Consider the following 16717-nt stretch of genomic DNA (forward strand, 5'->3'; position numbering starts at 1 on the left):
CGCCTCGTTACATCAAGCGTTGATAAAGGTCGCGGTAGGACTGCGCCGCAACGTGCCAGCCAAAGTCCATGGACATCGCCTGACGTTGTACGTAACGCCACAGGGATGGACGGGACCACAAGACGAAAGCACGCCGGATCGCCCGAAGTAGCGACCAGGCATTACTGTCCTCGAAAACAAACCCGCTGGCGATACCATCCGCCAGGTTTTCCAGGGAGCTGTCAGACACCGTATCCGCCAGCCCGCCCGTGCGGCGTACCAGCGGCAGCGTGCCGTATTTCAGACCATAGAGCTGCGTCAGGCCGCAGGGCTCGAAACGGCTCGGCACCAGAATCACGTCTGCGCCGCCCATGATGCGGTGCGAGAACGCTTCGTGATAGCCAATCTGCACGCCCACCTGCCCCGGATGTTCCGCCGCGGCCGCGAGGAAACCTTCCTGCAATACCGGGTCGCCCGCGCCGAGCAGCGCAAGCTGCCCACCCTGCTCCAGTAATCCCGGCAGCGCTTCCAGCACCAGATCCAGCCCTTTCTGGCTGGTCAGGCGGCTGACCACCGCAAACAGCGGTACCTTGTCGTTGACCTTCAGCCCCATCGCAATCTGTAGCTGACGCTTGTTCTCCGCTTTGTCCTCCACGGAGTCGCGACCATAGCGCGCTGCCAGCAGGAGGTCCGTTTCCGGATTCCAGATCTGTTCATCCACGCCGTTCAGAATGCCCGACAGACGACCTTCACGGTGGCGCTGTTGCAGTAGCCCTTCCATACCGTAACCGAACTCCGGCTGGGTAATTTCCCGCGCGTAGGTTGGGCTGACCGCCGTGATGTGGTCGGCGTAGTACAGACCCGCCTTCAGAAACGAAATCTGTCCGTTAAACTCCAGCCCGTGCATGTTAAAGAACGACCATGGCAGATCGATGTCATTCATATGATGCGCGTAATACATGCCCTGATACGCCAGGTTGTGCACCGTAAACACCGATTTCGCCGGATGCCCTTTCGCCGCCAGATACGCAGGAGCCAGCCCCGCATGCCAGTCGTGCGCGTGCACCACGTTCGGACGCCAGAACGGATCCAGCCCGACGGCCATCTCCGCCCCCACCCAGCCGAGCAGGGCAAAGCGCAGCACGTTATCGGTATAGGCGTACAGGTTGGTATCGTGATACGGGCTGCCGGGTCGGTCGTATAAATGCGGCGCATCAATCAGGTAAATCCCTACGCCATTGTAATGTCCAAACAGCAGGGTGATACGTCCCGCGAAGGTCTCGCGGCGGGTAACAACCTTCGCATCGGGAATACCACGCCGGATATCCGGAAAAGCGGGTAACAACACGCGGGTATCCACCCCTCCGGCAATTTGCGCCGCCGGTAATGCACCAAGAACATCCGCCAGTCCGCCCGTTTTTAACAACGGGAACATCTCAGAACATACGTGTAAAACCTGCATCATCGCTCCTGTTTGATTTGCAGCTTCCGCAACATTTCCCGTGTTACTAACACGATCCCCTCTTCCGATCGGTAGAAACGACGTGCATCTTCTTCCGCGTTTTCCCCAATCACCATCCCTTCGGGAATGACGCAGGCACGGTCGATAACGCAGCGACGCAGACGACATGAGCGCCCTACCCAGACATCCGGCAGCAGGACTGCCGAATCGATATTACAGAATGAGTTTATACGCACGCGCGGGAACAGCACGGACTGCACCACCACCGAACCGGAGATAATGCACCCGCCAGAGACCAGCGAGTTCAGCGTCATACCGTGGCTGCCGGAGCGATCCTGGACGAACTTCGCTGGCGGCAGCGATTCCATATGGGTGCGAATCGGCCAGTTCTGGTCGTACATATCCAGTTCAGGCGTCACAGATGCCAAATCGAGGTTGGCTTTCCAGTAGGCTTCCAGCGTGCCGACGTCGCGCCAGTAAGGTTCCGCATTTGGATCGGACTGCACGCAGGACAATGGGAAAGGATGTGCATACGCCATGCCAGCTTTGGTAATTTTCGGGATGATGTCTTTACCGAAGTCGTGGCTGGAGTTTTCGTCTTTGTCGTCTTCTTCCAGCAGCTCATAAAGATAATCGGCATCAAAGACATAGATCCCCATGCTGGCGAGCGATTTGGTGTCGTCTCCCGGCATGGTTGGCGGATTCGCCGGTTTTTCGACAAAGTCGATAATCTTGTCATCGCCATCTACATGCATCACGCCAAACGCGGTTGCTTCTGCAACAGGCACCGGCAGACACGCCACGGTGCAGCGCGCACCTTTTTCGACGTGGTCGATCAGCATGTGGGAGTAATCTTGCTTGTAGATGTGGTCCCCGGCGAGGATAACGATGTATTCCGCGTTGTAGCGGCGAATGATGTCGAGGTTCTGGGTCACGGCATCCGCCGTGCCGCGGTACCAGTTCTCCCCGTGAACGCGCTGCTGCGCCGGGAGCAGATCGACAAACTCGTTCATCTCTTCGCTGAAGAATGACCAGCCGCGCTGAATGTGCTGCACCAGCGTGTGCGACTGATACTGGGTAATGACGCCAATACGGCGAATGCCTGAGTTCAGGCAGTTGGACAGTGCAAAATCGATAATACGGAACTTACCACCAAAGTGAACGGCCGGTTTGGCGCGCTTGATGGTCAAATCTTTCAGACGGGTACCACGCCCGCCCGCGAGGATCAGGGCAACTGTTTTTAATGGTAGCTGGCGCGCCAACATTAACGGATCGTTCTTCTCTAATCTAACCATGACTAACTCCTTTTTTATCATCTTTGGAATACGCACACTCCGTGCGCAGGCCCGTGCCAGACAGCCATAACAACCGGATTATCCGCTCCGGCAAAGGGAGGAATGGCTCGCCATTCCCCGTCAGGTAAAACAATCTCTGCGACGTCATCCGTCGCGTTCAGCGTCACCAGCCACGCATCCGAAAGCAGGATTTGCAGACAGGGTATGCCGTGTTGCCACTCTTGCGCGCTTAACGGTTGCGCGTCTTTATTCAGCCAGCGAACGTTGCCGTCGCCCTCTTCCCACCAGCAGTCGGCGGTGAGCGCGGGGATGTGCTGGCGAAGATGGATCAGCGCCGCGGTGAAATGGGTCAACCCGCTGTTCGCTTCTTCCCAGTTGAGCCAGGTCAGGGTGTTGTCCTGGCAATAGGCGTTGTTGTTGCCGTGCTGGCTGTGACCGTGCTCATCGCCCGCCAGCAGCATCGGCGTGCCCTGCGACAACAAAAGCGTCGTCAGCAGCGCATGAACGCTGGCGCGTCGCCGCTCGATCACATCCAGACTTCCGCCTAACCCTTCTATACCATGGTTAAAGCTATGGTTGTTGTTAGTCCCATCGCGATTCTCTTCGCCGTTTGCCTCATTGTGTTTCTGATTGAAACAAACGCAGTCGCGCAGCGTAAAACCGTCGTGCGCCGTCACCAGATTAATGGTGGCCGACGGACGTTTGCCGTCACGCTTAAAGAGATCGCTGGAGCCGGCAAAGCGACCGGCAAACTCCCCCAGCGACAGATCGCGCGTCAGCCAGAAGCGGCGGACGGCATCGCGGAAGTGGTCGTTCCACTCGGCAAACAGCGGCGGGAAGTTCCCCACCTGATAACCGCCCTCGCCGATGTCCCAGGGCTCCGCAATCAGCTTCACCTTTGAAAGCACCGGACAGTTTTTGATGGCCTCAAACAGCGGCGCCTGCTGGCTGAACGCCGGGGTGCGCCCCATTACCGGCGCCAGGTCGAAACGAAAACCGTCCACGTGGAACGTCTCAACCCAGTATTTCAGGCACGCGTACGCGTAATGCGTAACGGCCGGATGACTGAGGTTGAGGGTGTTACCGCACCCGGTCCAGTTCTCGTAATCGCCGTCGTCCCTGATCCAATAATAGCTACGGTTATCGATTCCGCGCTGTGAGAGCGTCGGGCCATCAAGATCGCTTTCTGCACTGTGGTTCAACACCACGTCCAGAATGACCTCGATACCCGCCGCGTGAAGCGCCTTCACCGCATCGCGAAACTCATCCCGCGCCTTCTCCGGATGCACCGCGTAGCGCGGGTCGAGGGCGAACATCGCCAGCGGGTTGTAGCCCCAGTAGTTGCTTAACCCAAGACGCTGCAGCCGCGGCTCGCTGGCAAAATGCGCCACGGGCAACAGCTCCAGGGCGGTGATCCCTAAGTGCTTCAGGTACGCGATCATCGTCGGATGCCCAAGCGCTTTGTAGGTACCGCGCATCTCTTTGGGGATTGACGGATGCAGATACGTCAGCCCTTTGACGTGGGCTTCATAAATAACGGTGTTGCCCCACGGCGTGCGCGGCGGGGCATCGTCTTCCCAGTCGTAGAGATCGTGTACCACCACGCTTTTGGGCGCGACGGGTGCGCTGTCGCGGTGGTCTGGTTCGCCGTAGCCAACGTGGAACAGCGGGTCGTCTTTAAACTCGCCGTCCACGCGGTGCGCACATGGGTCAATCAGCAGCTTCGCCGGGTTAAACCAGTGCCCCTGAGAGGGCTCCCAGGGGCCGTGTACGCGAAAACCGTAGTGCATCCCCGGCCGTCCTCCGGGCAGGTAGCCATGCCAGGTATCCCCCGTGCGCGCCGGTAAATCGTAACGGTGTTCGTTACCTTCCCCGTCAAACACGCAGAGTTCCACCCGCTCAGCATGGGCAGAAAAGAGCGTGAAGTTCACCCCCTTTCCGTCAAAACTCGCCCCGAGCGGTTCGGGTTTACCTGCCGAGAGCTGCGTCATTCTCCCTCCCGCACCAGCCAGATTGTGCTCAGCGGCGGCAGCGTCAGGCCAAGGGAGTTCGGACGACCGTGGCTTTCGATGGCGTCGCTCTGTACCAGGCCACCGTTACCGGCGTTGCTGCCGTGGTAGTGCATGGAGTCGGTGTTAAGGATTTCGCGCCATTTGCCCGGCTGGTTTATGCCGAAGCGGTAGTGTTCGCGCGGTATCGGCGTGAAGTTGCTGGCGACGATGATCTCGTTACCGGCTTTATCACGTCGTACAAAGACAAACACCGAGCGCTCGTGGTCGTCCACCACCAGCCACTCAAAGCCGTACGGATCGAAGTCCAGCTCGTGCAGCGCTTTGTGGTGACGATAGGTCAGGTTCAGGTCGCGAACCAGACGCTGCACGCCGTGGTGCCAGTTGTCCGCGCCTTCCAGCAGATGCCAGTCAAGGCTGGTGTCGTGGTTCCATTCGCGCCCTTGCGCAAATTCGTTGCCCATAAACAGCAGTTTTTTGCCCGGGAAGGCGAACATCCAGCCGTAATAGGCGCGCAGGTTGGCAAACTTCTGCCACGCGTCCCCCGGCATGCGGTCGAGAACGGATTTCTTGCCGTGTACCACTTCATCGTGCGAAAGCGGCAGCATGAAGTTTTCGGTGTAGTTGTAGAGTAGCCCGAAGGTGAGCTTATCGTGGTGATACTGACGATAAACCGGGTCAAGCTTCATGTAGTCGAGCGTGTCGTGCATCCAGCCGAGGTTCCACTTGTACCAGAAGCCCAGGCCGCCCATTGCCGGTGGACGGGAAACGCCCGGGAAGTCTGTTGACTCTTCCGCCATGGTCACGGCGCCTTCCACCTGCTCGCCGATAATGCGGTTGGTGTTGCGCAGAAACTCAATCGCTTCGAGGTTTTCACGCCCGCCATACTCGTTTGGGATCCACTCACCCTCTTTGCGGCTGTAGTCGCGGTAGATCATCGACGCCACCGCATCGACGCGCAGGGCATCAATGCCGAAACGTTCGATCCAGTACAGCGCGTTCCCGACCAGGTAGTTTGACACTTCACGGCGACCGTAGTTGTAGATCAGCGTGTTCCAGTCCTGGTGATAGCCTTCGCGCGGATCGCTGTGCTCGTACAACTTCGTACCGTCAAACTCTGCCAGCGCAAAATCATCCGACGGGAAGTGGCCCGGCACCCAGTCGAGGATCACGTTCAGTCCGGCGGCGTGCGCGGCATCAATGAAATAGCGGAAGTCATCGCGCGTGCCGAAGCGGCGCGTAGGCGCATATAGCCCGGTCGGCTGATAGCCCCAGCTACCGTCGAACGGGTGTTCGTTGATTGGCAGCAGCTCCAGATGGGTAAAGCCCATCCATTTGGCGTACGGCACCAGCTGGTCCGCCAGCTCGCGATAGCTCAGCCAGAAGTTGTTATCGGTGTGGCGACGCCAGGAGCCGAGATGCACTTCATAGACGGAGATCGGCGCATCAAAGCGGTTGGCCTGCTTGCGCTCCTCGCTCTGGACAACCTTCTCCGGCAGGCCGCAAATCAGCGAGGCGGTATTCGGGCGCAGTTCGGCCTCAAAGGCGTACGGGTCGGATTTAATACGCAGCTTGCCGTTGGCATCGATCATCTCGAATTTGTAGAGCTGACCGTTGTGCGCGCCGGGGATAAACAGCTCCCAGATGCCGGTTTCCCGGCGCAGGCGCATGGGGTGACGACGACCGTCCCAGTAGTTGAACTGCCCGACGACGGAGACGCGCTGGGCGTTTGGCGCCCATACGGCAAAGCGCGTGCCGGTGATACCGTCCATGGTATCCGCATGGGCACCCAGCGTTTCGTAGGGGCGTAAATGGGTCCCTTCGGACAGCAGCCAGGCGTCCATCTCTTTTAAGAGCGGGCCGAAGCTATAGGGATCGTCAATCAGGTTTTGCTGACCGTGCCAGATAACGGCAAGCTGATAACGAAAAGGATTTTTACGGCGGGGCATGACGCCCGAGAAGAAGCCACGCGAGTCGAGGCATTCCAGATTACCCACCTTGCGGCCGGTTTTGGGTTCGATAACCCACACTTCTGTTGCATCCGGTAACAGCGCCCGAACTTCCAGTCCGGCCTCTGTACGGTGCATCCCTAGCACAGAAAAGGGGTCGGCAAAGTGACCCGCAATAAGCGCATTAATCACGTCTCTCGAAATACGATCGGACATGGTATTCATCCTGTTTTTTTATGTCGCCCTTTTTACGCGCTCCGGGACGACTTTTAATGTGACCTAAACGGTGCAGTTAATCCTCTCTGCTCCGCCCTACCCTCAGGTGAGAAATAAATCTTCCTTAAAGCATAGCCAACGTCGTGGGCCCTCCTGATAAAAAATAAGACATCTGCGTTTTACTCCATGTAGTACGCAAAAAAAGGGGGTGACATTCACCCCCGGTGTTTAACAAATTATTACGCCAGCTGGCGCAGCATGCGGCGCAGCGGCTCGGCGGCACCCCACAGAAGCTGGTCGCCAACGGTGAACGCGGAGAGGTACTCCGGTCCCATGTTCAGCTTGCGCAGGCGGCCAACCGGGGTGGTCAGCGTGCCGGTAACGGCTGCCGGGGTCAGTTCGCGCATGGTGATATCGCGATCGTTTGGCACCACTTTCGCCCACGGGTTGTGCGCGGCCAGCAGCTCTTCCACGGTCGGAATAGACACATCTTTTTTCAGTTTAATGGTGAAAGCCTGGCTGTGGCAGCGCAGCGCGCCGATACGCACGCACAGACCGTCAACCGGAATGGTGTTCGCGGTGGCGAGAATTTTGTTGGTCTCAGCCTGGCCCTTCCACTCTTCGCGGGTCTGGCCGTTATCCAGCTGTTTGTCGATCCACGGGATCAGGCCGCCGGCCAGCGGTACGCCAAAGTTATCCACCGGCAACTCGCCACTGCGGGTGAGCTGAGTAACTTTACGCTCGATATCAAGGATCGCGGACGCCGGGTTTGCAAGCTCGGTCGCGACGCTCTGGTGCAGCTGGCCCATCTGGGTCAGCAGCTCGCGCATATGACGCGCGCCGCCGCCGGACGCCGCCTGGTAGGTCGCTACGGAGACCCACTCCACCAGATCCTGTGCGAACAGGCCGCCGAGGGACATCAGCATCAGGCTGACGGTGCAGTTACCGCCAACAAACGTTTTCACGCCGTTGTTCAGGCCGTCGGTAATGACATCCTGGTTAACCGGGTCGAGAATGATGATGGCATCGTCTTTCATACGCAGCGAAGAGGCCGCGTCAATCCAGTAGCCCTGCCAGCCGCTTTCACGCAGCTTCGGATAAATTTCGTTGGTATAATCGCCGCCCTGGCAGGTCACAATAATGTCGAGTGCCTTCAGCGCTTCCAGATCGTAAGCATCCTGCAACGTGCCTGTGGTACCACCAAAGGACGGTGCAGCCTGGCCGAGCTGGGAAGTGGAGAAGAAGACCGGGCGGATGGCGTCGAAATCGCGCTCTTCAACCATGCGTTGCATGAGTACAGAGCCGACCATACCGCGCCAGCCGATAAAACCAACGTTTTTCATAGCATTTTTTTCCTGCAAGGGGTGTGTGCTGATTGTGCAAGCCAGTATTGAACTGGGATATGCTTCACATTACAAAATGCTGCCAAAGTCGCAAGCGAAATTAATCGATGATTGCCCGGCAATCAGAAAAAGTGCTAATCATCGCAATGACCACAATAAGTATCAGGGATAATTTAAGATGAGTGAAATCATTTCCGCAGCGGTTTTATTGATCCTGATTATGGATCCGCTCGGTAATCTGCCGATCTTCATGTCGGTGCTGAAGCACACCGAGCCGAAGCGCCGTCGGGCGATCATGATCCGCGAGCTGCTCATCGCCCTGCTGGTGATGTTTATTTTCCTGTTCGCCGGTGAAAAAATCCTCGCTTTCCTGAACTTACGTGCCGAAACGGTCTCCATTTCCGGCGGGATCATTTTGTTCCTGATTGCCATAAAGATGATTTTCCCGAGCGCGGAGGGCAGCAGCAGCGGCCTGCCTGCGGGTGAAGAACCGTTTATCGTGCCGCTGGCGATTCCGCTGGTCGCCGGGCCAACGATTCTGGCAACGCTGATGCTGCTGTCGCATCAGTACCCGAATCAGATGAGCCACCTGGTCATTGCCCTGCTGATCGCCTGGGGCGGGACATTTATTATTCTGCTGCAGTCGTCGCTGTTCCTGCGCCTGCTGGGCGAGAAAGGGGTGAACGCCCTCGAGCGCCTGATGGGGCTCATTCTGGTGATGATGGCGACGCAGATGTTCCTGGATGGGATCCGGGCATGGATGAAAGGGTGAAGATGTAAAAAAGCCGGGTGGCGCTTACGCTTACCCGGCCTACGGGACCTGATTTTTTTGTAGGTCGGGTAAGGCGAAGCCGCCACCCGACAAAATACGGTCTCGTTAGCTCAGCAGCGTAAACGCAATCATCCCGACAACCGCACCCGTCGTGCCGAGGATGGTTTCCATCAGCGTCCAGGTTTTCAGGGTTTGCGCTTCGGTTGCGCCGGTAAATTTACCGAACAGCCAGAAGCCTGCGTCGTTCACGTGAGAAACCACAATCGAACCGCCCGCGATACAGATAGAGAGCGCCGCCATCTGCGCGCCGGAGTAGTTCAGCTGTTCAATCACCGGCATCACCAGCCCCACCGCGGTTAAGCACGCCACGGTCGCGGAGCCCTGAATGATACGCACCGCCGCGGCCAGCACGAAGCAGGTGACCGCAATCGGCAGGCCCATCCCGGTCAGCGCTTCGCCCAGCGCCGGGCCAACGCCGGAATCCACCAGCACCTGCTTGAACACGCCGCCCGCCCCGATCACCAGCAGAATAATCCCCGCCGGTTGTAGCGCGGCACCGCATATCTCCATCACGCGATCTTTTGGCATGCCCTGACGCATCGCCAGCCCGTAAATCGCGACCAGACACGCCACCAGGATCGCAGTGAACGGATGGCCAATAAATTCGAACCATTCGTAAGCGGTTGACCCCACCGGCACAAAGCGGGCAGCGATGGTTTTCAGGCCCACCAGCACCAGCGGCAGCAGGATCAGCGACAGACTGAAGCCGAAGGACGGCATTTTGCCCTCGCCCAGGTGCGGCTCGGAGATGTCATCCGGAATGTGCAGCTCAACGTAACGGCTAATGAAGTTGCCCCACAGCGGACCGGCGATAATCATCCCCGGGATCGCCGCACACAGGCCAATCAGGATCATCCAGCCAAAGTCAGCATGCATCTGGGAAGCCAGCAGCATCGGCGCAGGCCCCGGCAGCAGAAACGCCGCCGCCGCCGCCACGCCCGCAAACAGCGGAATGACCAGCTTCACGAGGTTGGTACCGGTATGGCGTGCCATGGAGAACGCCACGCTAATCAGCAGCACCACCGCCACTTCAAAGAACAGCGGCAGCGCGCAAATCAGACCAGCCAGACCAATCGCGTAGTGCGCACGGCTGTGTCCGAAGGATTTCAGCATCTTGACGGCAATCTGATCGACCGCGCCCGTCTCGTGCAAAATCTTGCCAAACATCGCGCCGAGCGCGACTACGATGGCCAGGAAGCCGAGCGTGCCGCCCATCCCTTTTTCCATCGTCGCCGCAATTTTGTCGAGCGGCATTCCGGAAAAGAGACCGGCACCAATAGAAACCACCATCAAAGCAACGAAGGCGTGCATACGTGCCTTCATCACTAAAAACAGCAGCAGCAATACGGAACCCACTGCTGTCAAAACTAGCGTTAATGTACTCAAAACTTACTGCCTTTTATTAATAACCTCGATGGTGCTGGCAACAACACCTTCCAGCGGCTGATCGATATCAACCACTAAGACATCCTGTTCGTCAGCCCCCGGCTCCTGCAACGCTTCGAACTGCGTTACCAGCATCTGGGTTTTGAAGAAGTGGCCTTTACGCGCCTTCAGGCGGCTTTCAATTACCCCGAAATCGCCTTTCAGGTAGATGAAAGAGAGGTTCGGGTTGCCATCGCGCAGCAGGTCGCGATAGGTTTTTTTCAGCGCGGAACAGACTATCAGGGAGACTTTATTGGTGCGCTGCATCGCGAACGCGGCATCATTCAGCGCCTGCAACCAGGGTTTGCGGTCGTCGTCATTCAGCGGCTCGCCGGAAGCCATTTTCATGATGTTGCTGCGCGGATGGAGGAAGTCACCATCAAGAAACGCAGCCTGGAGTTGATGCGCCACTTCGCTCGCCACGGCAGATTTACCGCTACCGGACACGCCCATCAGGACGTAAACGTGGTGATCGTGATTAGTCGTGCTCAAAGGGTGTCCCTCAGTCAATTGTTACGGGTAACAGTTATCGGTAACATTGTCCTGCCGGGGCATAAGAGAAGCAATATCCAAACGTGCGCGAAGTGAATAAGTGTGAGCTACTTCAAATTTGTCGGATTAAATAGATCCACCCGGTGACAAGGTGAAACCTAAATCTAACATTTTAGGGGTAACTGCCTCACCACGAATGCGCGCCAGCAGGCGTTCTGCACCAATGCGGCCCATGCGTTCACGCGGGGTCAGGACGCTTGCCAGACGCGGCTCCATCACCTGGCCAATGTCGTGGCCGTGGAAACCGGCAATCGCCATATCATCCGGGATTTTTAAACCCAGACGCTGACATTCAAACGCGGCGCCGACCGCAAGGTCATCGTTGGTACAGAAAATACCGTCCAGTTGCGGATACTCGCGTCGCGCCTGACGCATCAGCTCAATACCCGACGTATAAGAGGAAGATTGCTCCACCATCACGCTGTACGGGGTTAAACCGGCGTCGAGCATCGCCTGCTCGTATCCCTTCTGTTTGATGATAGTACGTTCATCCAGACGCGCACCCAGATAGGCCACATGGCGATGACCGCGGGCGATGATCGCCGCCGTCATCTGACGCGCCGCTTCAAAGTTATCGAACCCCACGGCGATGTCGAGGCACGGCGACTGGCTGTCCATCAGCTCCACCACCGGAATGCCTGCCACTTCAATCATTTTCAGCGTGCGCGGGGTGTGAGTACGTTCCGTTAAAATCAGGCCGTCAATGTTCCAGGAAAGCATCGATTCAAGACGTTCCTCTTCCAGTTCCGGCTTGTACCCATAGTGGGCGAGCATGGTCTGATAACCAAAGGCATCGGTCACGCTTTCGATGCCACGCAGCACTTCAGCGAAAACCTGGTTGGTTAAGGAAGGAAGCAGGACGCCCACCGCACGGCTGGTCGCATTAGAGAGAATATCGGGCGCGCGGTTGGGGATATAACCCAGTTCATCAAGGGCGGCGGCAATCTTGCCACGCAACGCCACGGAAACCTGCTCCGGGTTACGTAAAAAACGGCTGACCGTCATTTTGGTCACACCGACGCGATCGGCGACATCCTGAAGTACGGGGCGTTTCTTTTTCATCGTCCTGAGAAATCTTGAAGTGAGAGATTTGCTCAGTTTATCACGGACAAAGCTCAACCTTCCCCGTTTAAAGGGAAGGTTGAGAAATTATTTAGACCGGCGGCAGATCAAACAGCAGAATTTCACTTTCGCTGTCGGCATGCACGGAGAGCGCCTGCTCATCCCAGACTGCCAGGCCATCGGCGGTGGTGGCTTTGGTGCCGTTGATGGACACCTCGCCTTTCACCACCTGGATCCACACGCGGCGGTTGGCGGCGATCTGGTGCACAGACTGTTCATCTTTCGCCAGCGCCCAGCGGTACAGCTCCATATCCTGATGCACTTTCAGGGAACCTTCACGCGCATCCGGGGAGAGCACCAGCTGTTTACCCTGTTTCGCATCGAAGCGGCGCTGTTCGTAGCGTGGCGTGATGCCGGTCTCTTCTGGAATGATCCAGATTTGATACAGGTGCAGTTTTTCCGTTTTGCTCGGGTTGTACTCAGAGTGACGCACCCCGGTCCCCGCGCTCATAATCTGGAACTCGCCCGCCGGAACCTGCTCTTTATTGCCCATGCTGTCCTGGTGCTCAACCGCCCCTTCCAGCACATAGGTCAGGATTTCCATGTCCTTATGCGGGTGGGTACCGAAGCCCTGGCCTGCATCAATCACGTCGTCGTTAATGACGCGCAGCGCGGAGAAGCCCATGAAGTTCGGGTCGTAGTAGTCGGCAAACGAGAATGAATGCCATGAGTCCAGCCAGCCATGATTCGCGTGACCACGTTCGTTTGCTTTGCGTAAGTAGATCATTGTTTTCACCCTCAGTTCGTTTCGATGGAGTAAGTGTGGACGCAAACGCTCAGGGATCATAGAGGGTGAAAATTGACTCCTCTGTTCAAAAATTTAGAACAAGCGCAAAGGAGCCATTTTTGCTTATCTGGCGAGGGTTACCGTGGCAGGGGAAGCCTGTTCGAAGGCCCGTTCAAGGATTTCCAGGTTCGTCAGAACGTCAGATTCCTTGACGTAATTCGGCGTGCCGCTGGAGAGGGTTTCATACAGCGCATCGTAGACGCGTCCATAATCGCCCGTTTCCGGCTTCAGCTCTTCCCTGACCGTCAGGCCCTCGTCGTTCACGTACTCCAGCACGCCCACGGAATCATCTGCCGCAAAGCCCGGTTCGCCCGGCATGATGTTGGCCTTCAGGCTGGTCTCCTGCTGGTCGATGCCGTACTTGATAAAGGAGCCTTTCTTGCCGTGAACGATAAATTTCGGGTAGTCGATTTTCACCAGATGACTGGTTTTGACGATGGCTTTCAGGTCGCCGTAGAACAGCTGTGCTTCGAAGGTATCGTCCGGATTGGCCTTATTGCGCAGGCTGCGGATGTCGTACGCCACGTGGTCCGGGCGGCCAAACAGGGAGATGATCTGGTCCATGGTGTGTACGCCCAGACCGTAGAACGAACCGTCCTGCGGCAGGCCGGGTTTGGTTTCTGCCACAGGGCGGTAGTAATCGAAGTGGCTTTCGATTTCAACGATCTCGCCGAGCTTGCCGCTTTCGATTGCCTTTTTTGCCGTCAGGAAGCAGCTGTCAAAGCGACGGTTCTGGTACGGCGTGACGGTCAGCCCTTTGCTTTTCGCCAGCGCAAAGAGTTCCTTCGCTTCGGCGATGGTCAGGGTGAACGGTTTTTCCACCAGCACGTTTTTACCTGCTTCCAGCGCGCGTTTTGCGTAGTCAAAGTGGCTGTCGGCGTGGGTACAGACCACCACCAGCTTCACCTGCGGATCATTTAACACTTCATCAAGATCGCTGGTGAAATGAATATGGGAATACTGCGGAGACTGCTCTTCTGGCTTCGCGCGGCGGCGATAGATATGGGCCACGTGCCAGGTCTCTTTTCGGTTAAGAACATACGGAAGGTGGTAACGCGTGGTGCTTTTGCCAAATCCAATAAATGCACAATGTAGTGTCATGGCTCAGTCCTTTTGGAAGGTTACTGAGTCTAACCATAACAAAAAAAAAGCCAGCGAGAAGCTGGCTAAAGTAATACTGGAAGCAATGTGAGCAATGTCGTGCTTTCAGGTTCCCGTAGGAGGTCTTCCTGAATGCAGAGCAATAATAATCATTCTCATTCGCACTTGTCCAACACTTTTTGCAAAAAATAGCGATTGACTCAACTTTTAAAGTCACTGATGTTGGAAGGGACTTTTAACTGACTGAGGAACAAGGAATGAGTGAGATAGTGATACGCCACGCTGAACCGAAAGATTACGACGCCATTCGTCAGATCCACGCCCAGCCGGAGGTGTACCACAACACGCTACAGGTTCCTCATCCCTCAGAGCAGATGTGGCATGACCGGCTAACCGATCAGCCCGGTATCAAGCAGCTTGTCGCCTGTATTGATGATACCGTCGCCGGGCATCTGTGCATTGCCGTAGCTCAGCGTCCGCGCCGCAGCCACGTCGCCGATTTAGGAATTTGTGTGGGTGCGCAGTGGCAAAACCGGGGCGTCGCCAGCGCGCTGATACGCACCATGATTGATATGTGCGATAACTGGCTGCGCGTCGACCGCATCGAGTTAACGGTGTTTGTCGATAACGAACCGGCAATCGCGGTGTACAAAAAGCACGGGTTTGAGATTGAAGGCACCGGCAGGCGCTACGCCCTGCGCAACGGCGAGTACGTGGATGCGTATTATATGGCGCGTATGAAGTAACCCCTCACCCCGACCCTCTCTCCGAAGGGGCGAGGGAGAAAAGACCGCACCGTGCAATCCCCTCTCCCCTATGGGGAGAGGGTTAGGGTGAGGGGAGCCCTCAATACCCCGCCGTTAAATCATCCACCGACCGCGGATCCGACGCGCCAAACAGTGCCCCGTCCGGCCCGACCATAATGCTCTGGGTGCTGCCCATCGCCTCCTTCACCGCCACCTTCTGCCCGCGCTGCTCAAGCAGCTTGAGGGTATCCGGGCTAAAGCCCTTCTCCACGCGCAACTCGTCCGGCAGCCACTGGTGATGGAAACGCGGCGCATTGGTCGCTTCGGCGACGTTCATCCCAAAGTCGATGCTGTTCACCACCATTTGCAGCACGGTGGTGATAATCCGGCTCCCGCCCGGGCTGCCGGTCACCAGCCAGGTTTTGCCGTCTTTCACCACGATGGTGGGCGACATGGACGACAGCGGGCGCTTCTTCGGCCCGACCGCATTTGCATCGCCGCCGACCAGCCCGTAGACGTTCGGCACGCCCGGCTTGGCCGAGAAGTCATCCATCTCGTTGTTCAGCAAAATACCGCTGTTGCCCGCCACAATCCCGGTGCCGAAGGTGGTGTTGAGCGTGTATGTCACCGCCACCGCGTTTCCGTCTTTGTCCACGACCGAGAAGTGGGTGGTCTGGTTACTTTCATACGGCGCCAGCTTGCCCGGGCGGATCTCGCTGGACGGTTTAGCCTTGTTGATGTCGATCTCATCGGCAATCGATTTGGCATAGGCTTTGTTAGTCAGCGCCTGCCACGGCACCTTCACGAAATCCGGATCGCCAAGATATTCCGAGCGGTCCGCGTAGGCGCGCTTTTCCGCCTCCGCCATCACCTGCATGGCATCGGCACTACCGAAGCCGAACTTGTGCATATCAAAGTTTTCCAGAATATTGAGGATCTGCACAATGTGAATGCCCCCGGAGGACGGCGGCGGCATGGAGAAGACCTCGTAGCCGCGATAGGTGCCGCTAATCGGCTCGCGCTCCACCGCCTTATATTCCGCCAGATCCGCTTTGGTGATCAGCCCGCCGTTCTTCTGCATCTCATCGGCAATCTGATCGGCAATCGGCCCCTTATAGAAGGCGTCCGGACCGTTTTCGGCAATCAGTTCGAGACTTTTTGCGAGGTTCTTCTGCACCAGCTTATCGCCCTTCTTCAGCGGCTCGCCGTCTTTCCAGAAGATAGCCTTGCTGTTTTCATGATTGGGAATAACTTCGCTGCCGTAGGTTTTGAGGTCGTCCGCCAGCGCGTCGTTGACGACGAAGCCGTCGCGCGCCAGCCTGATGGCAGGCTGTACCACTTTATTCAGCGGCAGCGTGCCGTATTTTTCCAGCGCCAGCGAGAACCCCGCAACGGTGCCCGGCGTGCCGGAGGCAAGGTGCGAGGTCAGGGATTTTTTACTGTCCGGATTGCCCTGATCGTCGAGGAACATATCGCGGGAGGCCTGATTCGGTGCCATCTCACGGAAGTCGATGGCCGTGGTTTTACCGTCTTTCGTGCGCAGCATCATAAACCCGCCGCCGCCCAGGTTCCCCGCCTGTGGATGCGTTACCGCCAGTGCGTACCCGACCGCGACCGCCGCATCCACCGCGTTACCGCCCTGTTTAAGAATATCGACGCCCACCTGAGTTGCCAGCGCGTCAACCGAGGCCACCATGCCGTGCGTCGCCCGCACGGGATGAAAAACATCCTCCTCCACGCCGTAAGAGACCGGAGGAGCGGCGGGCGGGTTGGCCGCCACGGTAAATGTGCCGCCTGCCATCAGCGCAGCGATGGCGACCCAGCGCAAAAAGGTTGGTTTCATCATTATTGTTCTCCAGGTGAAGGGGCCTATATTCCCCGCTTAAGCCTGGTTCACAA

The 16717-nt window shown here is 57.4% G+C and carries 13 protein-coding genes; 2 read left to right on the forward strand and 11 right to left on the reverse strand.

The genetic code is table 11. The features are described 5' to 3' along the window. Positions 1-7: 7 nt before the first annotated feature. The 5 genes from glgA to asd form a co-directional block, all read right to left on the reverse strand. Positions 8-1441, reverse strand: coding sequence for a glycogen synthase GlgA (gene glgA / locus IPZ49_RS09095; RefSeq protein ID WP_022649646.1), 1434 nt, complete (start codon positions 1439-1441; stop codon positions 8-10). Further along, on the reverse strand, positions 1441-2736 hold the full coding sequence (glgC, locus tag IPZ49_RS09100) for a glucose-1-phosphate adenylyltransferase (RefSeq protein ID WP_003861582.1): 1296 nt from the start codon (positions 2734-2736) through the stop codon (positions 1441-1443). The genes glgA and glgC overlap by 1 nt, the downstream gene beginning before the upstream one ends. A gap of 17 nt (positions 2737-2753) precedes the next feature. Further along, positions 2754-4727, reverse strand: a complete 1974-nt coding sequence (glgX, locus tag IPZ49_RS09105; protein WP_063146790.1) for a glycogen debranching protein GlgX — start codon at positions 4725-4727, stop codon at positions 2754-2756. Next, a complete protein-coding gene (gene glgB, locus IPZ49_RS09110; protein ID WP_023298793.1) occupies positions 4724-6910 on the reverse strand; it encodes a 1,4-alpha-glucan branching enzyme in 2187 nt (728 codons plus the stop codon). Before glgB ends, glgX begins: the two co-directional genes overlap by 4 nt. 239 nt (positions 6911-7149) lie before the next feature. Further along, entirely contained in the window at positions 7150-8253 is a 1104-nt protein-coding gene (gene asd, locus IPZ49_RS09115) for an aspartate-semialdehyde dehydrogenase (RefSeq protein WP_022649649.1), read from the reverse strand. Between the two features lie 178 nt (positions 8254-8431). Here asd and yhgN point away from each other — a divergent pair, with 178 nt between their 5' ends. Continuing rightward, positions 8432-9025 (forward strand): NAAT family transporter YhgN, encoded by a 594-nt coding sequence (gene yhgN, locus IPZ49_RS09120; protein ID WP_003861574.1) that lies wholly within the window; start codon positions 8432-8434, stop codon positions 9023-9025. Positions 9026-9130: 105 nt separating this feature from the next. Here the strand turns inward: yhgN and gntU are convergent, their stop codons facing one another. The 5 genes from gntU to IPZ49_RS09145 all read right to left on the reverse strand — a co-directional run bounded on the left by gntU (position 9131) and on the right by IPZ49_RS09145 (position 14072). After that, positions 9131-10471: a gluconate transporter gene (gene gntU, locus IPZ49_RS09125; RefSeq protein ID WP_017693851.1), complete on the reverse strand. Its 1341-nt coding sequence runs from the start codon at positions 10469-10471 to the stop codon at positions 9131-9133. A gap of 3 nt (positions 10472-10474) precedes the next feature. Beyond that, on the reverse strand, positions 10475-11002 hold the full coding sequence (gntK, locus tag IPZ49_RS09130) for a gluconokinase (protein ID WP_003861569.1): 528 nt from the start codon (positions 11000-11002) through the stop codon (positions 10475-10477). A 126-nt stretch (positions 11003-11128) separates the two neighbouring features. Further along, complete coding sequence (gene gntR / locus IPZ49_RS09135; RefSeq protein WP_003861567.1) at positions 11129-12124, reverse strand: gluconate operon transcriptional repressor GntR; 996 nt, start codon at positions 12122-12124, stop codon at positions 11129-11131. Positions 12125-12215: 91 nt separating this feature from the next. Then, positions 12216-12911 carry a pirin family protein gene (locus IPZ49_RS09140; RefSeq protein WP_003861565.1) on the reverse strand — a complete coding sequence of 232 codons (696 nt, stop codon included), beginning with the start codon at positions 12909-12911 and terminating at the stop codon, positions 12216-12218. Between the two features lie 123 nt (positions 12912-13034). Beyond that, on the reverse strand, positions 13035-14072 hold the full coding sequence (locus tag IPZ49_RS09145) for an oxidoreductase (protein WP_063929369.1): 1038 nt from the start codon (positions 14070-14072) through the stop codon (positions 13035-13037). A gap of 257 nt (positions 14073-14329) precedes the next feature. On the opposite strand from IPZ49_RS09145, the gene yhhY reads away from it, so the two are divergent. After that, positions 14330-14818: an N-acetyltransferase gene (gene yhhY, locus IPZ49_RS09150; protein WP_063146792.1), complete on the forward strand. Its 489-nt coding sequence runs from the start codon at positions 14330-14332 to the stop codon at positions 14816-14818. A 100-nt stretch (positions 14819-14918) separates the two neighbouring features. On the opposite strand, the gene ggt is transcribed toward yhhY, so the two are convergent. Next, entirely contained in the window at positions 14919-16664 is a 1746-nt protein-coding gene (gene ggt / locus IPZ49_RS09155; RefSeq protein ID WP_072201895.1) for a gamma-glutamyltransferase, read from the reverse strand. Between the last annotated feature and the right edge of the window lie 53 nt (positions 16665-16717).

Source organism: Enterobacter cloacae complex sp. S2, assembly GCF_015159675.1.
GTDB lineage: Bacteria > Pseudomonadota > Gammaproteobacteria > Enterobacterales > Enterobacteriaceae > Enterobacter > Enterobacter intestinihominis.